This window comes from Vibrio artabrorum, assembly GCF_024347295.1.
Lineage (GTDB): Bacteria > Pseudomonadota > Gammaproteobacteria > Enterobacterales > Vibrionaceae > Vibrio > Vibrio artabrorum.
Genome location: NZ_AP025459.1, coordinates 1,236,386 through 1,258,763, shown reverse-complemented (window position 1 = coordinate 1,258,763; position 22,378 = coordinate 1,236,386). Strand labels below are relative to the sequence as shown.

Annotated in this window: 22 protein-coding genes; 12 read left to right on the top strand and 10 right to left on the bottom strand. The window is 43.2% G+C overall.

Translation table 11 applies throughout. From position 1 onward, the window contains the following. Positions 1 to 533 precede the first annotated feature (533 nt). Positions 534 to 1,025: a GNAT family N-acetyltransferase gene (locus OCU36_RS19650; protein ID WP_258638835.1), complete on the top strand. Its 492-nt coding sequence runs from the start codon at positions 534 to 536 to the stop codon at positions 1,023 to 1,025. A 381-nt stretch (positions 1,026 to 1,406) separates the two neighbouring features. Here OCU36_RS19650 and OCU36_RS19645 read toward each other — a convergent pair whose 3' ends face one another. Then, positions 1,407 to 2,432 carry an IS110 family RNA-guided transposase gene (locus OCU36_RS19645; RefSeq protein WP_261840170.1) on the bottom strand — a complete coding sequence of 342 codons (1,026 nt, stop codon included), beginning with the start codon at positions 2,430 to 2,432 and terminating at the stop codon, positions 1,407 to 1,409. A gap of 181 nt (positions 2,433 to 2,613) precedes the next feature. Here OCU36_RS19645 and OCU36_RS19640 point away from each other — a divergent pair, with 181 nt between their 5' ends. From OCU36_RS19640 to OCU36_RS19610, 6 genes are all read left to right on the top strand, one after another. Further along, a complete protein-coding gene (locus tag OCU36_RS19640) occupies positions 2,614 to 2,979 on the top strand; it encodes a hypothetical protein (RefSeq protein ID WP_261840169.1) in 366 nt (121 codons plus the stop codon). A gap of 182 nt (positions 2,980 to 3,161) precedes the next feature. Then, positions 3,162 to 3,575, top strand: coding sequence for a VOC family protein (locus tag OCU36_RS19635; RefSeq protein WP_261840168.1), 414 nt, complete (start codon positions 3,162 to 3,164; stop codon positions 3,573 to 3,575). Between the two features lie 207 nt (positions 3,576 to 3,782). Beyond that, positions 3,783 to 4,025: a hypothetical protein gene (locus tag OCU36_RS19630; protein ID WP_261840167.1), complete on the top strand. Its 243-nt coding sequence runs from the start codon at positions 3,783 to 3,785 to the stop codon at positions 4,023 to 4,025. Positions 4,026 to 4,203: 178 nt separating this feature from the next. Continuing rightward, entirely contained in the window at positions 4,204 to 4,725 is a 522-nt protein-coding gene (locus OCU36_RS19625) for a GNAT family N-acetyltransferase (protein WP_261840166.1), read from the top strand. A gap of 134 nt (positions 4,726 to 4,859) precedes the next feature. Next, positions 4,860 to 5,342, top strand: coding sequence for a tetratricopeptide repeat protein (locus OCU36_RS19615; RefSeq protein ID WP_261840164.1), 483 nt, complete (start codon positions 4,860 to 4,862; stop codon positions 5,340 to 5,342). 557 nt (positions 5,343 to 5,899) lie between these two features. Next, positions 5,900 to 6,436 (top strand): DUF4823 domain-containing protein, encoded by a 537-nt coding sequence (locus OCU36_RS19610; protein ID WP_261840163.1) that lies wholly within the window; start codon positions 5,900 to 5,902, stop codon positions 6,434 to 6,436. A gap of 116 nt (positions 6,437 to 6,552) precedes the next feature. On the opposite strand, the gene OCU36_RS19605 is transcribed toward OCU36_RS19610, so the two are convergent. Next, positions 6,553 to 7,221: a class I SAM-dependent methyltransferase gene (locus OCU36_RS19605; RefSeq protein ID WP_261840162.1), complete on the bottom strand. Its 669-nt coding sequence runs from the start codon at positions 7,219 to 7,221 to the stop codon at positions 6,553 to 6,555. 223 nt (positions 7,222 to 7,444) lie between these two features. Here OCU36_RS19605 and OCU36_RS19600 point away from each other — a divergent pair, with 223 nt between their 5' ends. The 4 genes from OCU36_RS19600 (at position 7,445) to OCU36_RS19585 (ending at position 9,689) form a co-directional block, all read left to right on the top strand. After that, positions 7,445 to 8,062 carry a nucleotidyltransferase domain-containing protein gene (locus OCU36_RS19600; RefSeq protein WP_261840161.1) on the top strand — a complete coding sequence of 206 codons (618 nt, stop codon included), beginning with the start codon at positions 7,445 to 7,447 and terminating at the stop codon, positions 8,060 to 8,062. Positions 8,063 to 8,385: 323 nt separating this feature from the next. Further along, a complete protein-coding gene (locus OCU36_RS19595) occupies positions 8,386 to 8,766 on the top strand; it encodes a hypothetical protein (RefSeq protein ID WP_261840160.1) in 381 nt (126 codons plus the stop codon). Between the two features lie 129 nt (positions 8,767 to 8,895). Further along, positions 8,896 to 9,252, top strand: coding sequence for a hypothetical protein (locus OCU36_RS19590; RefSeq protein WP_261840159.1), 357 nt, complete (start codon positions 8,896 to 8,898; stop codon positions 9,250 to 9,252). Positions 9,253 to 9,497: 245 nt separating this feature from the next. Next, positions 9,498 to 9,689: a DUF3185 family protein gene (locus OCU36_RS19585; RefSeq protein WP_261840158.1), complete on the top strand. Its 192-nt coding sequence runs from the start codon at positions 9,498 to 9,500 to the stop codon at positions 9,687 to 9,689. 225 nt (positions 9,690 to 9,914) lie between these two features. Here OCU36_RS19585 and tkt read toward each other — a convergent pair whose 3' ends face one another. Both tkt and tal read right to left on the bottom strand, forming a co-directional pair. Continuing rightward, a complete protein-coding gene (gene tkt / locus OCU36_RS19580; protein WP_261840157.1) occupies positions 9,915 to 11,909 on the bottom strand; it encodes a transketolase in 1,995 nt (664 codons plus the stop codon). Positions 11,910 to 11,999: 90 nt separating this feature from the next. After that, entirely contained in the window at positions 12,000 to 12,950 is a 951-nt protein-coding gene (gene tal / locus OCU36_RS19575; RefSeq protein WP_261840156.1) for a transaldolase, read from the bottom strand. A 458-nt stretch (positions 12,951 to 13,408) separates the two neighbouring features. Here tal and OCU36_RS19570 point away from each other — a divergent pair, with 458 nt between their 5' ends. Continuing rightward, positions 13,409 to 14,413, top strand: coding sequence for a sugar-binding transcriptional regulator (locus OCU36_RS19570; RefSeq protein WP_261840155.1), 1,005 nt, complete (start codon positions 13,409 to 13,411; stop codon positions 14,411 to 14,413). A gap of 86 nt (positions 14,414 to 14,499) precedes the next feature. Here OCU36_RS19570 and OCU36_RS19565 read toward each other — a convergent pair whose 3' ends face one another. The 6 genes from OCU36_RS19565 to moeB all read right to left on the bottom strand — a co-directional run bounded on the left by OCU36_RS19565 (position 14,500) and on the right by moeB (position 22,374). Next, complete coding sequence (locus OCU36_RS19565) at positions 14,500 to 16,803, bottom strand: bifunctional diguanylate cyclase/phosphodiesterase (RefSeq protein WP_261840154.1); 2,304 nt, start codon at positions 16,801 to 16,803, stop codon at positions 14,500 to 14,502. Between the two features lie 384 nt (positions 16,804 to 17,187). Then, positions 17,188 to 18,036 (bottom strand): sulfurtransferase, encoded by an 849-nt coding sequence (locus OCU36_RS19560; protein WP_261840153.1) that lies wholly within the window; start codon positions 18,034 to 18,036, stop codon positions 17,188 to 17,190. Between the two features lie 77 nt (positions 18,037 to 18,113). Beyond that, positions 18,114 to 18,428 (bottom strand): hypothetical protein, encoded by a 315-nt coding sequence (locus OCU36_RS19555; RefSeq protein WP_261840152.1) that lies wholly within the window; start codon positions 18,426 to 18,428, stop codon positions 18,114 to 18,116. Positions 18,429 to 18,612: 184 nt separating this feature from the next. Continuing rightward, positions 18,613 to 19,212 carry a hypothetical protein gene (locus tag OCU36_RS19550; RefSeq protein WP_261840151.1) on the bottom strand — a complete coding sequence of 200 codons (600 nt, stop codon included), beginning with the start codon at positions 19,210 to 19,212 and terminating at the stop codon, positions 18,613 to 18,615. Positions 19,213 to 19,223: 11 nt separating this feature from the next. After that, complete coding sequence (locus tag OCU36_RS19545) at positions 19,224 to 21,359, bottom strand: LruC domain-containing protein (RefSeq protein WP_261840150.1); 2,136 nt, start codon at positions 21,357 to 21,359, stop codon at positions 19,224 to 19,226. A 265-nt stretch (positions 21,360 to 21,624) separates the two neighbouring features. Beyond that, a complete protein-coding gene (gene moeB, locus OCU36_RS19540) occupies positions 21,625 to 22,374 on the bottom strand; it encodes a molybdopterin-synthase adenylyltransferase MoeB (RefSeq protein ID WP_261840149.1) in 750 nt (249 codons plus the stop codon). Positions 22,375 to 22,378 lie beyond the last annotated feature (4 nt).

Below are 22,378 nucleotides of genomic sequence, written 5' to 3'. Positions count from 1 at the left end.
CCTTAATGCGGCGTTATGAAGCTGCTGTTAACGTATCTTTTTGTAGGTGGTTTTGTTCTTCAAAGGCTGTGCTTTTCTACCATCTAATTAAAATCCTCTTAGGCTTAAATCTTGCTGTTTCCTTTGCTTTTAAGCCTATTGGGATATGTCGAAAGAATAATATGCCATGTGACTTTATGCTCTAAAACTAGATCGAGTTGTGGCAATTATCTTCACCGTGAGTTTATCGTTCGGCACTTCTTTGTTTCCTCACTTTTTGCGTTTGCTTGGAGTGACTTTCAGGTAATCATTGTGGGCCAGCAGTCGGCGCTTATTTCAGAGGCTAGGGCGTTGGCATTGAGTTAAGTGGCGCGGTTTAGCGCCTTTTCATAACAAATTGCTTAAATGGACTGGCAACGCTTGGCATTTTCAGTTCCAATGAGTTCAATGATTAAGGTGCGTTGCTTCTGGTTAGGTGCTTTGCCAGCCACTTAGCAAAGCGTTATGAAACAAGGAGAGTTTAGCAATTGAATATACAAACAGATAGATTAGAAATGGTTCAAATTACGGCTGATGACTGGGATTTATTTCAGTCTCTAAATCAAGATCCAGAAGTAATAAGCTTATGCTTCGATGAACCATCACCTGAAGCAATTAGGGAAAGTTTTGAGTCAAGGCTACCTGTTTGGAGTAACAGTTCTGAGCACTGGTTGTGCTTGACGATGACTCTGACTGAAACTGGTGAGAAAATAGGTGTTACTGGTTTCCGTATCGCCGATGGTAGTGCAGAAGTGGGTTATCTGATTCTACCTAAATATCACGGTCGAGGCTTTGGTACTGAATCGTTAAAAGCGTTGATTTCATGGGCATCTGAAGAGCAAGGAATTCGTTCCTTCGGCGCAATAGTCACGGAAGGTAATATTGGCTCAGAGAAAGTTCTGACCAAGGCTGGGTTTTCTCTAACCAAGGTCGTGCCGGAAGCTTATCAAATTGGTGGAAAATTGTACGCAGACCATATATACAATTACGAAAATATTGTTTCATAACAAGGCGTTTAAGGCAGATTCCCAACGCTTGGCGTTCTCAGTTCAAGGTTGGGCTTAGTGTTTATGGCGTAATGGTTTAGGTTAGGTGGTTGGCGTTGCTCACTACTTAACGCGGCTACATGGATTCCCCCGGTTGTCAAACATCCGCTAAACTTATGTTGATGGGTTTTGGACTGTCGCTCTACATTCGGCCTACTTATCGACGATTCGCATACGTCGTGGCCCTGATGACTTGCGCGACTGCGATGCCTTATTCGTTAGATGACATCTAGTGTGTCCGCCGCATTAACAGGCTCTCCGCAAGTGGTCTTAACCTATCTCCATCATTAGCGTCTGCAATGATCCGGTGGGTTTAACTCTTTATGCTGCTTAGGTTTCTACTTAAGCAGCATAGTTTTCATATTCGGTTTGATTGTGTAAAAGCGACCATATAATTCGTGCGTTCGTCGCGGCAAGTGCCACTATCGCTCGGTTCATTCCTCTTCGTTCTAGAACGCCTCGACACCACTGACTTAGCTTATCTTGCTTGTCGCCAAGGTTAGCAATGACTGTCCTTGCCCCGTGAACTAATAGTGTTCGCAAGTATTTGTCGCCGTGTTTGGTTATCCGACCTAAGCGAGGCTTTCCTCCCGTCGAATATTGCTTTGGTACGAGTCCTAGCCAAGCAGAGAAATCACGGCTTTTATCAAATTGAGGACCATTGCCTATCGAAGCAAGTATCGCAGTAGCGGTTTGCGGTCCAATACCTCGAACTTTCATCACTCGTTGAACATTAGCGCTGACCTTAGCAAAAGAGTCAAAGACTTGCTCTGTATCGGCGATACGTTGATTCAACTCTCCAAGGTGGTGATAAGCATCGGCAATCACCGTTCTTGCGAGATGTGGCAGTTCATTTTCTGCATCTTCAAGGATTAAGGGAACGTGTTTCAGCAATGAAGAGCGGCCAACAGGAATGATTAACCCGAACTCAGAGAGTAGGGCGCGCATGCGATTCATAAGCGCGGTGCGTTCACGAACCCAATGCTCTCTCATTCTATGTACCGATAAGATGGCTTGTTGCTCGGGGGATTTTACGGGTACAAAGCGAGTTGATGGACGCTGAACAGCTTCGCATATGGCAACAGCATCATTAAGGTCGTTCTTTCCTTTAGTTCGATAAGGAATTACGTATTTAACGGCCATAATGCGGGCGTCGTGCCCAATTTTATGGAGTGTTCTTGCCCAATAATGTGCACCACCACACGCTTCAACGCCTATACGCATGAGTGGCATATTTGCTATTGTAGTCAGTAGTTTAGAGCGAGTTACCGACTTATGAAGTATGACCTTACCATTTTGGTCTACGGCATGAAGACTGAAGTGGTTTTTAGCTAGGTCGATACCGCAGAAATAAGAATAATCAGACATGGTGCCTCCGATGCATTTAAGTACCACATAAGTGTGGCAGATCCTCGGTAGGGGGAATCCATGTCATTCGTTATGAGCCTGCTTTATACGTGACTTGGGCTGAGAAATTTCAAATATCTTATGAAATAGAATGCTATGAGGAATAACCTCAAAGTAATCAATTTTTAGAGAGCTTAAAGTTATGTTGAAACGAATAGAAAAAGTACTAGATCTCAATGACATTGCTTATGAAAGCAGTGAAAGTACCATGTATATAAAACTTGGTGGCCTCAGTTCAAGAGTTCAAATTAAGTATGACTATACGAATAACACCTACAAATTTAGTTGTGGGGAATTAAGAATGTTTATTTCCAGTATCATCTTCTTTTGTCTGGCATTTAACATGCTCTCTCAAGGAGCTCTTGGGCTATGGAATGGATATGCAGCAGGCTTAATGTTTGCCGTAGCCATTGGTAATCTGTTTTCGATGATATCAACGAATGTACAAATGTTAGATTTACGAGCACAATTCCGTCAGGAAGGCGTGTACTTGAAGTCTGGCATATAACAAACCATTCAACAGTGATTCAGCATACCCGGCAATTTTGGTTTGGGTCTAGTTCCGTGTTGACGGTGTTCAAATTGAGTTTTGTGGTCGCGTGCTTTACACGTTAATTGCGCGTTATGTGCTTTATCGGAAAATCGACAAAGTAGTGTAGAATCAGTGTTTTGAGATAATTGGGAACCACTATGTCTAAGCCCGTTCAGCAGCAAATCGGTAATGTAGCTCTAGTCGTCGAGAATTACGATGATGCTATCGAGTTTTATACGCAAAAACTTCAATTCACATTAGTTGAAGACACCGACTTAGGCGGTGGTAAGCGCTGGGTTCAGGTTTCCCCTCCAAATTCCAATGGTACAAATCTTCTTTTGGCTCAAGCGAGCACCGAGGAACAATCTAAAGCAGTAGGTAACCAAACTGGTGGTCGAGTATTTTTGTTTCTACGAACCAACGATTTCTGGCGAGACTATGAATTAATGAAATCAAATGGTGTGGTATTCCTCGAAGCTCCGCGAGTAGAAGAGTACGGCACCGTTGTGGTGTTCCAAGATTTATATGGAACTAAGTGGGACTTATTACAACTAAACAGCGCAACCCATTAGCACGCACATAACAATAAATTTAAGAGTGATTCACAACGTTTGGCGCCTTCACTTCAAATCTGTTTAGTGGTTATGTCACAATGCGTGAGCTATCGTATTACGTTGCTCACACCTTAACAGGGCGCTAGCTCTCTTATGAGCTTCATCACAAAGTCAAAAATCGTGGTGGATTTGACGTTCTTTATAGCAATCGATTCAGGAGGAATTATGAACACTAGGTTTTGTGAAAAATGTGGGAAGGATACTGAACACAAAGAAGTTATGAAGCAAAAACCATCGAAATACGGTAAGTCAAAAAAAGAACAGTTCAAAGCATTTTTAGATGGTTTTTTTAGTGGTCCCGCTGCTTCTTTACCTGGAGGTGCTTCTCTAGAGTTAACTGACAGGTATGTTGTTTGTACAATTTGTGGTAAAGCAACCATAGAAAATCATGGTCAAGAGTTTCAATAGCTTATGCGACATACAGAGAGCGAACAATCAATTTGAGACGGATTCTCAACGCTAGGCATTTTTGCTTCTACGTTAAATTTAGTGTTTATGGCACCATGCTTTAGGTCGGTGGCAATGTTGCTCACACTTTATTTTGGTGCTAATTTGCGACAAAGAACCAAGGGGTTTCGTGTAAGAAATGAAAGTAAGTATTAGACCTGCAAGAGAAAATGAGTTGGATTCTATCCACGCTTTGGTTATCTCAAATGACGAATGGACTAAGTTCAATGGGCCTTATTTTCCATACTCTCATCCATCCTTAGAGCAGTTTAAAAACTCTTCATTTCAGCGTCTTTTATTGGGCTTAGATTCGCAATTGATCACAGTTGATGATATTCCAGTGGGAATGGTCAGTTGTTACTGGGAATGTGAAGAAACTCGTTGGCTTGAAGCTGGTGTTATTATTTACGATAAAGAGTATTGGGGTAAAGGCATTGCTGCTTTAGCGATTCCGATATGGGTGTCGTATCTGTTCGAAAGTAAGGAAATTGAAAGGGTTGGTTTTACTACTTGGTCAGGTAATCTTCGAATGATGTCATTGGCTTTGAAATTGGGTTTTCAGCAAGAAGCTAGGCTGCGAAAAGTTCGTTATTACAATGGCGAGTATTATGATTCAGTCAAATATGGGGTGTTGCGCTCGGAGTGGTTAGAACGCAACTAACAAGCCTTTAGGGTTGATTCGCAACGTGTTGTATTTTTACTGTGCGTTAATCTTCGTGATTAAGGTGATATGTTGTGGCATCGGTATTGCGTGCCTCACGCCTTAATTTGGCGTTATAAGCTTCGGGGAAAATTATGGAAAGTATCATCAAACAAGCAATTGAATTTCGAAAAGAGGCTAAGTATCAAGAGTCGAGAGCTTTGCTAAAAACGCTATTGGACGATGAGACTTATTCTGCTAAGGCTCACTTGCAAATTGCTTGGTCGTACGACAATGAGGGTAAAGAGCAAGAAGCGGTTGCTCATTATCTGTCATCTCTTTCAGGCCTATTACCTTCGGTAGAAAGGTTTGATGCTTTGTTTGGATTAGCGAGCACCTATCGAAGTCTCGGCATGTATTCGGAGGCGTCAAGCTATTTCGAGCAAACTCTAAGCGAGTACCCGAGTTGTATTGAAGTTCAGCCTTTCTATGCCATGTGTCTCTACAACTTGGGACGCCATAAAGAAGCAACATCTTTGTTACTCGAGCTTTTAGTATCGACCACGAACAGTGATGCCATTAAAGAGTATCAGCGAGCTATTTCTTTATACGCACAAGATTTAGATAGAACGTGGTAACATGAAGGACGCTTATAACAAGAACTTTAAAGGTGATTCACAATGCTTGGTGCCCTCACTTCAATCGATTTAGTGTTATAGCACAATGGTTTAGGTCTGGTGCTAGACGTTTCACCACTTAATGCGGCGTTAGCACACAGGTTCAAAGTTCGTGATAAAGGAAGAGGTAAATGTCTAAGGATGAAATGCTTCTACATTGTGGAAACTGTAACCAGAAGACTGGTCATAGAAGACTAAGTGCATCTGAAGTCGAAGCACTGCAGCGAGTAAAAAATAGTACCAAGTCTCGAATTCTCAATATCGTTTTTGGTGTTCTATTGGGCTCAAGTAAATCAGAATCGCAGGTTAGCTATTTCAGGTGTAAGGTCTGTAATGCGGAGCATGATAGCAATGAAGGTATGCCTAACGGTTGGAATTAGTTAATTATGTGGTCACAAACGCTTGGCATTTTGAATCAGCAGGATTAAAAATAACTTATTTAACAAAGTTTTATATCGTTTTTTAGGCGGCTGTATTATGTGGTAATATTTAGACCTAATGCTTATAAGGATACTATCGTGAAAAAATTATTGGTTCTAGGTTTGATTGCTACTCTAGCGGGTTGTGCTGACTCTCATCATTTAAATATGTCTAATACCGAAGTAGTTAATAAAATATCAGCAAGTTCATCTGTTTATGTCGCATTATCAGAGGATGGACGTTATGGCGAGAAAGACTATAAAGGTTCTGGAGCATTATTAAGTAATGTTATTAAGTCGGGCTTACTGACTAAAATGAACGATGTCACGGTTGCTAACGACGCTGGCTCATTGAAAGAATCGATTAAGCTTGCTGAAAGCAATGGTTCAGATTATTTGTTTTACCCAACAATTATGCATTGGGAAGATCGAGCAACGGAATGGTCGGGTAAAGCTGATAAAGTTAAAGTGAAAATTGTGACTTGGGATATTAAACATAATGTTGAACTAAGCTCGGTGATTATTGATGGCTCAAGCGGGCTTGCAACATTGGGTGGCGATCATCCACAAGACTTATTGCCTGAGCCTGTTAACGCGTATATTGATACTCTTTTTGCAGCACCAGTTCAAAATTAAGTACACGCTAAAACAAATGCATCAACACGATTGGCTACATTTGGCATTCTAGTTACTGCATTAAGTGGTCATTTTGATCTTGAGCTGCATGGTAGAAAAAACGTGTTATGCCGGCATTAAATGCTTTCAGATTTGCGTGAAAACCTCAGTATATGGCCTTTAAATTTTTGTTCTAGATAATCAGTATTGTCAGGTCTGATGTGATCACTCGTAAATCCAAATTCACTCATTTTCGAGCTCAGTTTATTTTTACGTCCTCGGTCTGGGTCAACAAGAATAATATCGCATGTCTGATTAGCATGGTTTTGAATGAACTGAGCTAACAATGAGATGTGTTGGTCCTCATATAAAAGGTCGCTACCAATAATTAAGTCAAAAAGGCCGAGCTGACAGTTCGTATCTGCCCAGTCGACACGTTCGAAAGCAATTTTTTTTCGATTATTCAGTTGAGTATTTCTGTCTAGGAAGGTTTTTACTTCGGGATGATAATCAGTGGCAGTGATATTTGCCATTTGCTCATTTAGAAGTAAGCTTGATAGCCCAATGCCGCAACCGACTTCAAGAATTCGTTTGCTATGAGTGTCTAAGTTAAGTACGTGGTGGGCTAGAACTAAACTGGATGGCCAAACCACCCCGAAAATCGGCCATGAAGCAGAAGAAATGCCTAAGTTTTTTGCCGTGTTTTTAGGGTCGCTAAACTGTTGTTTATCTCGTAAAGTGCATAAATGTATATCATTGTTTCCAATGACAATTGTTTGGTAACAAATGCGAAGTTTGGTTGTCATAATGGTTCTTGGTTAGATAGCAAAGCTAAGCCAAATACTAATAATCCATAGATGACGAAACAAAAAGTATGCTCAGAATAGAGTAAATTGAGCTTAGTGCAAGGTATTTAATCCGTGTTTGAGGTTGATTGCCAATGCTTGGCATTTCAGCTTAAGTGTCGATGATGTGTTGGGGGCGAGCGTTGCTCATACCGTTACAGGGCGTAATGGGCTTGGAGGTAAAATGAACGATATTTTAGAGTTAGTAGTAGAAGAACTGAAAGAAAAATATGCTCCCCATACGATTATCCTTTACGGTTCTTATGCTCGAAATGAAGCAACAGAGACAAGTGATATCGATATTGCCTGTATTTGGGACAATCCGGAAGAACATAAAGATGCGAGATTGTTTCACGGTACATTTCTTGATGTGTGGATTTATCCCACTGCATTTCTTGATACCATTCCAGAGGCATCGTTAAGGTTTGGAGACGGGAAAGTCATCCATGATGCTCGCGGTTTAGGCGAGAGCTACCTTACCAGAGTTAAGCAAAAGCTTGCCGGCGGTAAGGAACCAATGTCTGACGTAAATAGAGTACATATTCAAGAGTGGGTGACTAAAATGCTTGAGCGAGCAAGTGATGGTAATTTAGACGGAAATTATCGTCGAACTTGGCTTCAATACGAATTATTGGAGTTATATTTTGAGGTTCGTGGCATGTGGTTTTTGGGATCCAAGAAGAGTTTTAATTATTTACAGACGCATGATGAAGCCGTTTACCGTCTTTTTGAGCAAGTTTACAAAGATCCATTAAATCTTAACTTATTGAGAAAATTAGCCAAACAAGTCGTCCGTAACTAACAAAAGACTACGGCGGCAATGATTAATTTTTGAGGCTCTATTTATCCGACATCGAATGGTCTCTTGGCATTGAATTTAAGGTCACAAACTAAGCCACTCATAACGCGAGTTTTTGCTATATAGCTGGGTCAGTTTGAGGTGAGCATGTTCGGTATAATGTGCGATGAGAGCTGCGTCGTAATGATTGAATTAATCCTATTTACGATGATCGGTAATCTCCGTTTGCCGAATGTTTCTCGTTTTAAGGCATTAATGTTCAGTATAATTGCATCGTAGTTCACTTAATTATGCCGTTATTGGGGAATGGAGGGAAAATGATATCAATGGATGATTTTGAAATTGGAAATACAGCCTTTCGATACAAGCGCGATGAATTTCCTTTATCTAAAATAAAAAACGCGAGAGTTAAATTGAATACTGTGAAGGATCATGCTTTAAAGCTGTTTTTAATGGGGGCTATTGTATCAAGCGTTGTATGGGTTATCTGTCCCGAAGGTTTTGGGATTGTTATAGCACCGATAGCCTTCATTTTAGGCGTAGTGTTCACTATATTCACTATTAAAAAGTATGAGCTTCAGGTCGAGTTTGAGCATATTGATGAAACGGGTTTGCAATGGGTTTCTGTTGCAGGTTCCAGTAAACCAGAGTCAAAAACGATATTTGAAAAACAAGTCAATGCAGTTAAGCGAGCTATTACCGGATAAAGTTTTCAAGACAGACTCGCTAACGTTCGACGTTTTTGGTTTGGTTGGATTTTGTGAGCAAGGTAGCAAGCTTTCAGTAGGGTGGCGTTGCTCACTATTTAATAGAGCGTTAGTTGTTATGAGGTGCGAATGAAATTCTTAATCGCTATAAGTATTGCTGTATTACTCAATGCATGTGCCACAACACCTCAAAAACTTCGTAATTCAGCCCCTGTTTTCGAGTCGACGAGTATGAGAGAGGCCTCTGTTTTAGCGGGCTGCATTACCGAAAAATGGGAGAATGTAGATTACTTCCTTTACAGCCCGATTGTAAACTCGCGAACGTTACCCTCAGGTTATGAAGTCACACAATATCTGGATGGCGTATTGGTTCACTTGGCTGATATAGAACAGATTTCGAAGGGAAGTCAGGTGACAGTCTATACTGAATCGTTAAATCTGGGGGAGAACTCTGCAGTTAAAGCTGTGGAGATCTGTGAACAATAAAACTAAATTACTCAAGAATCACGCCTTGAAGAGCAACACGGACAAAGTAGGACTCATTACCGTTAAATTAAACTCACTCATTTAGTAGGATATAACCCATACATTAATACGATTAATAAATTCGTCATTGCAGATTATCTTTGGATTTTCTCATATTAACTGGTAACTTTGGACTTAATCTGTGTAGTAGTCAACGAGTTATGCAGGGGTTATGTGTCGAGTTTAATTAGTGTTTTGGAGTAGAAATGAACAATAAGCTTATCGGGATTGTACTTATCATTGCAGGTATTTTTCTAGCATTTTGGGGATACAATATTTACGATTCTGCTGAATCTCAATTGACACGTGCATTCAGTGGTCATTCACCAATCGAGGCATGGTTAGGAATGGTTGGCGGTATAGTGGCAATTATAATTGGTATCAAAAGAGTTAAATAATGATTACTTCGTAGCGAGTAACTAACTCTAGCAAACTGTATAGCGTCAATCACTTAATTTTGGCGCTGTTTATCCCACATAGTTCTCCCTCTCGCGATTGCATTTAGTAAAAATCCCCATCAACAACGTTAATGGAGATTTTTTATTAATAGACTGTTCAAGTTATCTTATATGAACGGTACTAGCATGTTTATTCAGGGATTTTAATATGCCCTAAGTTCATCACTATTTCGCTAAAAGCTCTTTCGCTGTATTGACAACATTTTCAGTCGTGAAGCCAAACATCTTGAACAGTTCGCCTGCTGGTGCAGATTCGCCGAACGTTGTCATACCGATGATCTTGCCACCGAAACCCACGTACTTGTACCAGAAGTCAGCGATGCCCGCTTCAACAGCAATACGCGCTGTAACGTCTGATGGAAGTACAGATTCACGGTACTGTGCGTCTTGCTTGTCGAACGCATCAGTGGCAGGCATAGAGACTACGCGTACTGCTTTACCTTCAGCGGTGAGTTGTGCAGCGGCATCAACCGCAAGCTCAACTTCAGAACCCGTTGCAATGATGATTAGCTCTGGCTTACCAGCACAATCTTTCAGGATGTAACCACCCTTAGCGATGTTAGCCACTTGCTCAGCGTCACGATCTTGTTGTGCAAGGTTTTGACGAGAGAAGATAAGTGCAGAAGGACCCTCTTTACGTTCGATTGCCAGTTTCCAAGCCACGGCAGACTCAACTTGGTCACATGGGCGCCATGTGCTCATGTTTGGAGTCAAACGTAGAGACGCGATCTGCTCCACCGGTTGGTGTGTCGGACCATCTTCGCCTAGGCCGATAGAATCGTGAGTGTAAACTTGGATGTTCTGAACTTTCATCAGAGCCGCCATACGCATTGCGTTACGTGCGTATTCCATGAACATTAGGAACGTTGCGCCGTAAGGTACGAAACCACCGTGCAGAGCGATACCGTTCATGATCGCTGTCATACCGAATTCACGTACACCGTAGTGGATGTAGTTACCAGAGAAGTCAGTTGCTTCAAGCGACTTAGAACCCGACCACATAGTCAGGTTAGAAGGTGCAAGGTCAGCAGAGCCGCCCATGAATTCCGGTAGCATAGCACCGAACGCTTCTAGTGCATTTTGAGAAGCTTTACGTGAAGCGATGTTTGCTGGGTTAGCTTGAAGATCAGCAATGATTGCGTTTGCTTTCTCTTCCCACTGCGCAGGAAGATCACCGTTTACGCGACGTTTGAATTCTGCTGCCAGCTCTGGGTATGCTGCTTCATAAGCTGCAAGTTTCTCGTTCCACGCTGCTTCCTTAGCTGCGCCTGCTTCTTTCGCATCCCACTCTGAGTAAACTTCCGACGGAATTTCAAAAGGACCGTGCTCCCAACCTAGTTGCTTACGAGTTGCTGCGATTTCGTCAGCGCCTAATGGTGCACCGTGACAGTCGTGCGTACCTGCTTTGTTTGGAGAACCAAAGCCAATTACTGTTTTAGTACAGATTAGAGTCGGGCGAGGATCCGCTTTCGCAGCTTCAATAGCCGCGTTGATAGCGTCAGCATCGTGACCATCAACTGCTGGAATTACGTGCCAGCCGTAAGCTTCAAAACGCTTAGGTGTATCGTCAGAGAACCAACCTTCTACTTCGCCATCGATAGAGATGCCGTTGTCATCCCAGAAAGCAACCAGCTTACCAAGGCCTAGCGTACCGGCTAGAGAACAGGCTTCGTGAGAGATACCTTCCATCAGACAACCATCACCCATGAATGTATAAGTGTAGTGGTCTACGATGTCGTGGCCTTCTTTGTTGAACTGTGCCGCAAGCGCTTTCTCAGCCATTGCCATACCAACAGCGTTGGTGATGCCTTGACCTAGAGGACCTGTCGTTGTCTCGATACCCGGTGCGTAACCGTACTCTGGGTGACCTGGAGTCTTAGAGTGCAGTTGACGGAAGTTCTTAAGATCTTCAATCGAAAGCTCATAACCTGATAGGTGAAGCAGAGAGTAAATTAGCATAGAGCCGTGGCCGTTAGACAGGATAAAACGGTCGCGGTCAGCCCACTCTGGGTTTGACGGGTTGTGGTTTAGGTGAGAGCGCCAAAGTACTTCAGCGATGTCAGCCATGCCCATTGGTGCGCCTGGGTGACCAGAGTTTGCTTGTTGTACACCGTCCATGCTTAGAGCACGAATAGCGTTAGCTAAATGTTTGCGGTTCATAATTGCTTCCAAAATTGATTCGAAATTAAAAATTCGTGGATAGATGTAAAAGAGGAACGAAATTCGTTCCTCTTATTTATTAGGTAGTGATTACAGCTTAGCTGCGATCATGTCTTCTAGTTTGCCTTGGTCAATGGCGAAGTTGCGGATGCCTTCAGCCAGTTTCTCAACAGCCATTGCATCTTGGTTGTGGTCCCAAAGGAACTCAGCGTGAGTCATCGCAGCAGGGCGCTCTTTGGTACCGTTAGAGTCGATCAGCTTCTCTACGACTTCGCCTTCTGCGGCTTCTAGGTCTGCGAGAAGTTGAGGAGCGATAGTTAGACGGTCACAACCAGCAAGTTCAAGGATCTCGCCGATGTTACGGAAGCTTGCGCCCATAACAACAGTCTTGTAACCGTGGTCTTTGTAGTAGTTGTAGATGTCTGAAACAGAAATTACACCTGGATCTTCTGAAGCTTCGAAATCACGACCTTCTTTCGCTTTGTACCAGTCCATGATGCGACCAACGAAAGGAGAGATTAGGAATACGCCAGCTTCAGCACAAGCACGAGCTTGAGCGAAAGAGAATAGAAGCGTTAGGTTACAGTTGATGCCTTCTTTCTCTAGAATTTCAGCAGCACGGATGCCTTCCCAAGTAGAAGCCAGTTTGATAAGGATGCGGTCGTTAGTGATGCCAGCGTCGTTGTACATTTTGATCAGTTGACGCGCTTTAGCCACGCTGCCTTCCATGTCGTAAGAAAGACGAGCATCGACTTCAGTAGAGATACGGCCCGGTACAACTTTCAGGATTTCTTTACCGATGTTCACATTAAGCATGTCGCAAGTGTCTTGAACTTGCTGTGCTTTGTCGTCGCTTTGCGCTTTAGCGTATTCGATAGAAGCATCGATTAGAGGTGCGTACTCAGCAATTTGAGCAGCTTTAAGAATTAGAGATGGGTTAGTTGTTGCATCTTCCGGAGTGTACTTGCTGATCGCTTCGATATCGCCAGTGTCAGCGACAACAGTTGTTAGTTTACGAAGTTGCTCTAATTTATTGCTCATTTTGATCATCCTATGTATCGCATAACACCTCATTAATGGGAGAGGTGTGGGCATTTGCAAGCGAATTAATGAAGTTCTCAATGGTTGTACCAGTGAACCAAACTTATATTAATTTAAATTTTTCTCCGAACGAACATTTGCACAGAACATTTGATCGCTCGATGAGTAAATGATGTAGCCATATTTATCCTATCTAGCATCAAAGTCAACGGTAAATAGTGCGGTATGGTGACTTCAGTCAAATATATTTCGCTCTAGTAATCATGCCCTATGCGAGCAAACGTTTAGTACGTAAAGTGAGGCGAATTAATCAACAGTAAAATCAAGGTTATCAAGCTGAGCAAATGATCCTTGATGTTACATATGCTCAGGAGTAAACTTGCGTATCACTTGCTTAGGCATCGGACATTTGTTCTCCAAGTAGGTAAAGTAATTGTTAAATATAGGGTGGGTGGTAGATGAGTAACAATATCCAAGATGTTTCCGAACAAAACACTGATCTCCTAACGGAAATCGCGGTTGCTTATTATCAAGATGGTGCGACTCAAGAAGAGATCTCTAAAAAGTTCTCTATCTCTCGTGCAAAGGTTGGTCGAATGCTCAGACAAGCCCGTGATGAAGGAATTGTTGACATCACGGTAAAATATCATCCTGTATTCAGCGCCAAGATCGAACAACGTTTGATTGAGCGTTTTGGTGTGAAGCGTGCGCTTGTGGCATTAGATCAACCAACTGAAGAAAAGCAACGCTTGCAGGTGGCAGGCTTGGTGTCGAACTATCTAACGAGCACACTGAGAAATGGTATGGTGGTCACAGTTGGACAAGGCCGAAACGTGTCGTCTGTTGCTCATCATACTGGTGTCATTACGCCACGTGATTGTAAATTCGTCTGTGGCATCGGTGGTATTCACCCAAGGGGAGGGAAGTTTAACGCGGATCATATATGCAGACAGTTAGCCAAGAAGTATGGCGGTTCATCCGAAACCTTGTATGCGCCCGCTTATGCAGAGAATAAAGCGCAAAAAACCGCATTCATGGAAAACAGTACTGTGAAGCAAACGCTCGATCTTGCTCGTAAGGCCGATGTCGCTTTAGTGGGTATTGGTGATATGAGTGAAAATAGCTATATGGTCGACTTAGGCTGGTTTACCGCCGGGGAGGTCGTTCAATCTCGTTTATTACAAGGTGTCGTCGGTGACTTTGCGGGTTATGACTTTTTTGATGTTCACGGCAAAACCGCAAACACAGTAATGAGTGACCGTGTAATTGGTTTGGCCTTGGAAGAGTTTCGCCCAATCGCTGAGGTCATCGCTATCGCAGCAGAGAACAGTAAACCCCTTGCTTTGCTAGGTGCACTAAGAACCGGCGTGGTCGACGTGATTGCAACCAGCGTAAGTAACGCTTTGACGGTGCTAAACTTAGATGAGCAAATGAAACACGTTGAGTTAGAAGGCAATCGTTAAGGTATGAGCGGTATTACGATAGAAAGGGATCCAGTTAGGATCCCATTTTAGTGTGTACCATTATGTGATGCCAAGCCCACAAACGCTTAAACCGGTGCGAGAGGCAGCTCTGTTTTTTTTACTTGAGTTGTCGCCAGATAGTGACATAGCTCATCGTAAGGGATAGGACGAGAGAAGTAGTAGCCTTGCATCAAGTCGCAGTCACAGGCCTTTAGAATCGAGAAGTGTTCGTTTGATTCTACGCCTTCCGCTAAAACCACCATGCCAAAGTTTTTACCAATCGCAATAATGTTTTGCACCATAGTGAGTGACTGTTGATCCACCGCGATGTTCTCAATAAAGCTCTTATCAATCTTAAGTTCGTCGATAGGCAGTGCTTTCAACATGCTTAATGAAGAGTAGCCCGTACCGAAGTCATCTAAAGAGATTTTAATATCGTTTGCCTTAAGAGCTTCGAAAATAGGCTTAACGACAGTCACGTCTTCAATGAACAAGCTCTCCGTAATTTCTAGCGTTAAACAGCTCGGAGATAGCTGATACTTTTCGAGCGTTGCCAGCAAGTGATCAGAGAAGGATTGATGCGAAAATTGACGAACTGATATGTTGATCGACAGCCCAATCTTTTGTTCGGTGGTTCTGTGTAAATGGGCGATCTGCATAATACTGGATTCAATAATAAAAGCCCCCAGCTTTTGCATTAATCCAGTGCTTTCAGCGACAGGTACAAAGACATCGGGTGGAACAAAACCGAGCTCTTCATCAATCCAGCGAACGAGAGCCTCAACCCCATGAACGCTTTTGTCAGTGCGAACCAGAGGCTGAAAAACCATGAATAGTGTTTGTTTTTCAATAGCAAGACGCAGTCTTTGTTCGACTTTAACTTTATAAAGGTGAGCGTCTTGCATCGCCGCAGTAAACATACTGTAGGAGTTTTGCTGTTGTTTCGCTTTGTACATGGAAATATCGGCAGAGCGAAGTAGGCTATCTAAATCTTTTCCGTGTTCAGGGAAACGAGCAATACCAATACTACAACCCAACGAAAATTGAGCGTGTTGAACCTCATAGGGTTGAGACAGCACTTGAATTATTCGTCCTGCGAGGCGTTTAATTTCCGACTCATTCGTGACTGGTGTTAGGAACAAAAATTTATCGCTAGATTCTCGCACCACTAAACTCATGCGAGAACGAAATCTCATTAAACGTAAAGCGATCTGTTTCAGTACTTTGTCCCCGAAGTCATGTCCGTGAGTATCATTGACACATTTGAAATTATCGATATCGATGAACAACAATGAGAACGGCTCTGACTCATTTTTAACCCACTTATCAATATTTCTACGCATGTATAAACGATTTGGCAGGGAGGTTAATGGGTCGTGATTTGCTTGATAAATGAGTTTTTTTCGTGTGCGCTGTTCGTTTTTGGCGATGGATTTAACCAAGGTGTAGAAACTGACTTGTAAGACAACAAAGGCAATAAAGAGAATACCAAACTCTGTAAAGAAGAGGCTATTCACATGAGTGAGGTCGGTTTGGCCGATGACCCAAAGTTTGTAGTCTGGTATGTATTTAACACTGACTAACGCGTGATATTTTTCATCATTGATGATGAAAGAATAGGTCTCTTTGCTTGTTTTAGCTTCATTTACATCGGTCCCGACTTGTTGCACAAAGCTCTGAGTGATGTGTTTCATCAAGTCCGCTCCCTCAGGTTCTAAGTAGGCATCGAGAGAGTCGATATCACTGGAAACGAACTGACGGTAGTTATCGAAGCGAAGTAAGGTGAGCGTATTAAAACGGCCAGTATGCGCATTATTTTCAAAGACAATCGTACTGTCTAAACGTAAATCCGCTGTCATGACCGCATCAATGCTCTGCCCATCAATAGAAATGGATTTTCTCAATGGGATGACAAGGCTATCTAGAGACTTTTGATAGTAAGTTCGACCTAACACCATTTTTTCACTCGCTATAGCCTCTAAAAATGAATCCTTAGTGGCTTTGTCTTGAAGTAGGTTCTTCTGACCAGAGAGTTGCAGGTTAGAGCTGACCGCGAGGTAATTACCTTGAGTATTGAGTAAGCTAAACGCGGCAATAGCCGGGTGGGTATCAAGCAATTTATCCAGAATTGGGCGAATTTGAAAAGAAGCCGTACGGGTAAAGTCCGACTGCTGTGCGAGATGGTTTCCTACCACTTCAAGTAAGGCTTCTTGGCTTGTTAATAGTGAGTTGACAGAGCTTGAAAATAACTCGACTTGAAGGTGTTGTTGCTCCGTGAATTCATTTCTATTTGATTGCCATTTGGTGACGCCCAACACGGCGAAAAGTATCAGGGTAAGCAGTACGATAAGAGCGTACAGCGACCAGATATTTTTCTTAAATAGAGCCATGAGATGCCTTTTATTGGTAACGATTTTTAGCTGAGTACAAGTGACAAAGTAACAGTTTGTCAGCATGATTCATGTTGGTTGAAAATAATCATGATCAAAGTTTCGGTGATTCAATCGTGCTACCACGACTGAATGAGATGCTTGCGTGAAACCTGAACATTTAAAAAATACAGAGAACGATTAACCGATGCTTCCTGACGGTTTAGAGCTGAAAAAGATTGTCGCATAATGACGCAACAACGTTAATTTAGTTCTCGATTCAAATGAAGATAGCGTTAACTTGGTAGCAAAGTGTTTAATTTTTGCGAGTTTAAACCACCTAAGAAATTGAAATGCCTTATGCGTGCGCATTATATTCTAACTGTAGCAGTAAGCGAAGTTGAATTACTTGTGAGTCACGGCGATAGGCAGTTTGTCGTTAGCCCCCCATTCCGTCCATGAACCATCGTAAACGCCCATTTCACCAGTATAGCCAGCGAGTTTAGCCGCCAATAATATGATGCAGGCTGTTACTCCAGAGCCACAGCTAAAAAACATAGGTAGAGAAGGGGTTAATGTTAACGTTGAAAAGATATTGATAAGCTCATCTTGAGGTTTGAGCTGGCCGTTATCGAGTACTTGTTTAAAGGGTAGACAAAGGGAGTTTGGAATATGTCCACTGCGTAAGCCTTCACGTGGTTCTGGAACTTCTGAATCGAAGCGAGCTTGAGAACGAGCATCGACAATGTTTGCGCTCTTGTCCGTTGAATAACGTTCGATCTGTTGAGCATTGACAAAATAGCGGCTTTGAATATGACCTTCAAAATTGCCCGCTTTTTCTTGTGCTTTGTAGTCAGTATCTGTCGAGTAGCCGGCTTCGATCCAAGCGGGTAAACCGCCATCTAAGACATATACGTTGTTATGCCCCATCGCCATAAACATCCACCATGCACGAGGGGAAGCAAAGGTTCCTGAGTTATCGTAAACGACAATGGTACTCTCTTGATTGATCCCCATTTCTTGTGCGCGTTTGTTGAAGTGTTTTTCGGTCGGGAACATGTGAGGAAGCAGGGTGTGTTTGTTACAAAAGTCTTTATCGTAGTCAAAACGCATCGCCCCAGGAATCATTTGTCCTTTGATCTTTTCTGGCTCGCTCGGAATCTGAAACTCGATACTGGCATCGAGAATGATGAGGTCGTCTTTTTCTAGCAAACGTTGTTGAAGTTGTTCTGGTGAGATAAGCGGCTGATTCATTATTGTTTGATCCATAATTGATGTTTGACGAATACGATTGTTGATTGTTTTAGCGAATACAACGGTTTGAGCAATGGCTACGGTGCAGCTCGACAGTGAATGAACTGATAGCTGCTTTGTCCGGTTATATGATTGTTTAAGGTATCAAGCGCAACGACAGAATCAATAGGGCAGTCAGTGGTTGGAGCAATGGAAACGCGAAATATTTGATTGTCTTGAGTTTGAACCGTGAGATAGCGCCGGTGTCCGTCTAGCGATTGAGTGAGGGTGTTCGACATTACTTTGGCTTGAATGCGTTGCCCTGTCTCTGATGTTAGTGGGAAATAGGTCAGAGCCAATAACACACCCACACCACACATTAGGATAAATAGACCTATTTTTAATTGTCTCATGAGAGTAAGTATTTGAAAGTTATTTTTAAAAGATAAGTCAGATTGGCGTCAAAGTGAATGAAATCAATCAGAAAAATTAACTCCACTTATATTCGATGAATACAAAAAAGTGAGCCTTTCAGCTCACTTTCTATTGATACCGATCCAGTGTTGAATTTATCGATTACCCCAATGTCTCTATGTTTTACCAAATGATCTGAGAATCACGGCTTGATACCACCCGTTGCAGTGGTGGTTGACCATCGTAAAACCAAATTTCGACCAGTAGTGAGTCTTGATTGACTGGAGCCGTAAAGTTGGAAACAAATACGCCGTTATTTAACGAGCCTGCAATCACTTTGCTTGAGTAGTCTGGTTTCAAAGTAGAGTCATCTCGAGTACTGAAGCGGCTATAAACGGTGACAAAAGAGCGAGCGGTTGAAATGCGGCTAATGTCAATGTTGAGGTCAAACGGTTCAATCGAGCTGTAATCAAAGCCATCAGGCACCACCACATCACTCATAGTATAGGTAGGTGTCGCTGCCGCACTTGTCGCTGTCGATGGGGAGGGGGATGGCGTTCCAGTGTCTGGCGTCGATGGTGTGGCTGTTGATGGGGTCGATGTACTGTCTCCTCCATCGCCCCCTCCACAACCGACTAATACCAGTGGCGCTGCAGCTAAAACAACGGTGAATAATTTCTTTATGTGCCAAGTGTGTTGGACAGACATACGTTCTTCCTCACAGAGATTGCAACTTGAATTAACACAATGGTTGTCTCGATATTGTTGAGTGTGAATCTTCATAGCGTCGCTCCTTATGGTTCGTAACGTTGATTGTCTGCAGGGAATTGGTGCCATGTTTGGTTCGTTTCTCCGCCGGATTCTGCGTATTGTTTAAACTCTGGATAAGCGGTGACGATATCCACTTCCTCTCGAGGCCAATCCCATTCATCCGTTGATGTAATGAGTAACGCCCAAGGGTGGTTCTCTGTCGTTTTGAAATATTTGCCAGTTGATGGATTGCTGTCATCGACACCTAACCCAGCCTCGAAGAGGTTAGCAGCATCAAAGGCTTCCGTTGGCGCTTGATCTGGCAAGTGAACTTCCCAACTGCGTCCGGGGTGCAGAGGCAGATTTTCTCCATGGTAGTAACCGGGCGTTGCAAAGATGAACGGGTCGTAAGGCATATCCGTCCATGTGGCAGTACTGATGCCAGAGTCAGATAAGCTGATACCGATTTGAAAAGAGAACTGCTCATTGTCTTTACATGAATTGCGGGTTCGGTAGAACGTACATGACGTGTTGATTTTAGACGTTAAGTCGTCAGCGACAATAAAGATCGATTCACTGCGCCCATCCTCCATATCTAAACCCGTGAAGACGCCGTTATGTTTCATGTAAGAGTTGCCGCTATCAACAGACGATGGCGCCAAGTTTGGTAGGCGAACCGCAAAACCATTTCTGTAACTTGCTCCAACCGCAGCCAAGCGCCCATCAATCGTTGATTTAATCACTTTACCGTCTTTAAGGATCTCAGTGATTCGATACAGGATTACGGCGTCGTTCATGTCGTAGTCAGCTTTATATGGCCAGTTATCCTCGTATGCGAGCGTTGCGTAGCCAGAAGCACTAGGGAAGTAACGAGCTGTGGCACCATCGTTAAGGACATCGACTTGAATATCGACCACTTCACCAGAGGTTGAGCCGCCAAAGTAACTTAAGTTGGTTTGTTGACTGAATCTAAATCGAGCCCATGTCGTTCCGGTCAGTGCGTTGATATCGACATTGAGGAACAGGTCGTTTTCGCCAGCAGCTAACAGATAGTCTGTAAATACTTGCTCGTTGGCGCCATCGAAGCGGCCATCTTGGTTCCAGTCTATCCAAGCCGAAAGGTAACCGGTTGTTGAAGCTTCAATCACCACTTTTGAATCCAGTCCAGCCTCCAGAGCGGTGACAAAACCGATACCACCGTTTGCCCACTCATCATCAATACCGATACTTTCATCCGATTGTGGTGTTACGTAGCCATCGAGGTCGGCGTCGGGAGCGTTTGTGCCTAGCCAAGTCATACCATCCAGTTCATGTCGAGGACCGTTACTGGCCAGTAACGTTAAATAGCTGTCTGGCGCGTCACCGAAGTCGATGTTGGAATCTTCATCGACGACCGGCGCATTCGCACAACGCGCGCCATCATTTTGATTAGACGAAGGGCCATTCGAGACAAACTCAACGGCTGGAACAATCCCCGCTGCAATATTGGTTGCGTTGTCGGGAGATAAGTTGATTCGGTAGATCTTACCGTCTTGATTTCGAGATACATAATAGTAGCCGTTTACATCAAAATAGCCTGCGCCGAATGTCCCCGTTTCTCCGGTGTTTCCAATGTAAGTTTCTGCACCTGTGGTTGGGTTAAATTGGTACAAGCCACCCGAGTTATTATCGATACCATACAGCGAACCATCACTTGGATGGAAAGCAAAGTCAGTCAAATTGACGGTGGCAGGGCTACCTGAAACTTTAGTTACCGTTACGGTTGCATTTGGGTTGCTATCTAAAGGAGAAAGGTCAACCGTGAATAACCCTTTACCAGTACGATAAAGGTAATACACGTGGTCATAGACATCACCGACATAGAAGGTGTGATCGGTTGGTAATCCACTGGTATTGATGACTTCTGCTTGGAAGTCTTTTCCAAGACGAACTAGGCGTTTGTTGGTGGTGTCGTAACCGTAGATGTATCTGTCTGCAAAATCGAAACCTACACCATTGATGTTGCCATCCATCCCCGTATCATCTTCTAACAGAGTGGTTGATCCAGTGACTAGGTTCACGCCCCAAACTTCGACGGGCTTTGACTGAAACAAGTAAGCCTGACTCGGGCAGGTATCGAATGGCGCTGCGTTGGCGACCAATGGTGCACTTAATAGCAAACTTAACGTTGTGATTCTCATATCTACATCCTTGTCATGGAAGGTCTAGGTACTCAATCAAGTTACGTGCCAGTTTTAAGGTGTTGATTATTGGTCTTTTTTGTATTGAAAGTTTCGATTTAGGGGGACTTTCTCAAAATGAGAATTTAAATAAAACGACTTTTATATCGGTTATTGCAAAATGATGCTCCTTTGGTGGTCGAATTTTAGATACAAAAAAGCCCTGAATTACATCAAGGCTGAAAGTGATGGCTTGAATATCGAGAAAATGGCTCGTTGGCTCAGGCTATTTACACACCGAACAATTAGGCATCTTCATTAAATTCATTTCACGCCAGCTGTGAGACATGGCATCGAGAATCAACAGCTTGCCTTGTTTGGGTTGTCCATACTGGGCGATAACTTTAATCGCTTCTAAAGCCTGAGCCGCGCCTACCATGCCAACAACAGGCGCCATAACGCCGGCTTCGACACAGCTTAGAGCCGCGTTGCCGAATAGAGCGCTCAAGCACTGGTAACACGGTGCATTTTCATCTTGATAAGTGAATACGCTGATTTGGCCTTCCATACGAATTGCAGCCCCCGATACGAGAGGCGTTTTCGATGCGTAGCATAAACGGTTCAATTGATTGCGCGTTTCAACGTTATCACTGGCATCCAGTACCAGTGAGTGTGCTTCAATCAACTGAGCAAGCGCTGGGTCATCAAGCCTGCGATCAACCGTTTCAATGGTCAAGTGCGGGTTTAACACCTGTAAAGACTCAGCAGCTGAATTAACCTTCTTCTTACCAATATCAGCGTCAGTGTGAAGCACTTGTCGCTGCAAATTTGAAAGTTCGACAACATCATCATCGATAAGCGTCAGCTTACCAATGCCTGCCGTTGCAAGATATTGAGCAGAGGCACAACCTAAGCCGCCGGCGCCTAACACCAAGATCGAGCTCTGTTTCAGCGCTTCTTGGCCTTCAAAGTCAAACTGTTTAAGAATGATCTGGCGGTTGTAGCGAAGCATTTCTGCATCAGACAGTATTTCCATCAGC

Bases quoted from the DNA above. Each gene is read 5' to 3' on its own strand.
- OCU36_RS19625 (WP_261840166.1), top strand. From the start codon at position 4,204: ATGAAAGTAAGTATTAGACCTGCAAGAGAAAATGAGTTGGATTCTATC.
- OCU36_RS19545 (WP_261840150.1), bottom strand. From the start codon at position 21,359: ATGAGAATCACAACGTTAAGTTTGCTATTAAGTGCACCATTGGTCGCC.
- moeB (WP_261840149.1), bottom strand. From the start codon at position 22,374: ATGGAAATACTGTCTGATGCAGAAATGCTTCGCTACAACCGCCAGATC.
- OCU36_RS19630 (WP_261840167.1), top strand. From the start codon at position 3,783: ATGAACACTAGGTTTTGTGAAAAATGTGGGAAGGATACTGAACACAAA.
- tkt (WP_261840157.1), bottom strand. From the start codon at position 11,909: ATGAACCGCAAACATTTAGCTAACGCTATTCGTGCTCTAAGCATGGAC.
- OCU36_RS19595 (WP_261840160.1), top strand. From the start codon at position 8,386: ATGGATGATTTTGAAATTGGAAATACAGCCTTTCGATACAAGCGCGAT.
- OCU36_RS19585 (WP_261840158.1), top strand. From the start codon at position 9,498: ATGAACAATAAGCTTATCGGGATTGTACTTATCATTGCAGGTATTTTT.
- OCU36_RS19640 (WP_261840169.1), top strand. From the start codon at position 2,614: ATGTTGAAACGAATAGAAAAAGTACTAGATCTCAATGACATTGCTTAT.
- OCU36_RS19570 (WP_261840155.1), top strand. From the start codon at position 13,409: ATGAGTAACAATATCCAAGATGTTTCCGAACAAAACACTGATCTCCTA.
- tal (WP_261840156.1), bottom strand. From the start codon at position 12,950: ATGAGCAATAAATTAGAGCAACTTCGTAAACTAACAACTGTTGTCGCT.
- OCU36_RS19605 (WP_261840162.1), bottom strand. From the start codon at position 7,221: ATGACAACCAAACTTCGCATTTGTTACCAAACAATTGTCATTGGAAAC.
- OCU36_RS19555 (WP_261840152.1), bottom strand. From the start codon at position 18,428: ATGAGACAATTAAAAATAGGTCTATTTATCCTAATGTGTGGTGTGGGT.
- OCU36_RS19565 (WP_261840154.1), bottom strand. From the start codon at position 16,803: ATGGCTCTATTTAAGAAAAATATCTGGTCGCTGTACGCTCTTATCGTA.
- OCU36_RS19550 (WP_261840151.1), bottom strand. From the start codon at position 19,212: ATGAAGATTCACACTCAACAATATCGAGACAACCATTGTGTTAATTCA.
- OCU36_RS19590 (WP_261840159.1), top strand. From the start codon at position 8,896: ATGAAATTCTTAATCGCTATAAGTATTGCTGTATTACTCAATGCATGT.
- OCU36_RS19635 (WP_261840168.1), top strand. From the start codon at position 3,162: ATGTCTAAGCCCGTTCAGCAGCAAATCGGTAATGTAGCTCTAGTCGTC.
- OCU36_RS19645 (WP_261840170.1), bottom strand. From the start codon at position 2,432: ATGTCTGATTATTCTTATTTCTGCGGTATCGACCTAGCTAAAAACCAC.
- OCU36_RS19560 (WP_261840153.1), bottom strand. From the start codon at position 18,036: ATGAATCAGCCGCTTATCTCACCAGAACAACTTCAACAACGTTTGCTA.
- OCU36_RS19650 (WP_258638835.1), top strand. From the start codon at position 534: ATGGTTCAAATTACGGCTGATGACTGGGATTTATTTCAGTCTCTAAAT.
- OCU36_RS19615 (WP_261840164.1), top strand. From the start codon at position 4,860: ATGGAAAGTATCATCAAACAAGCAATTGAATTTCGAAAAGAGGCTAAG.
- OCU36_RS19600 (WP_261840161.1), top strand. From the start codon at position 7,445: ATGAACGATATTTTAGAGTTAGTAGTAGAAGAACTGAAAGAAAAATAT.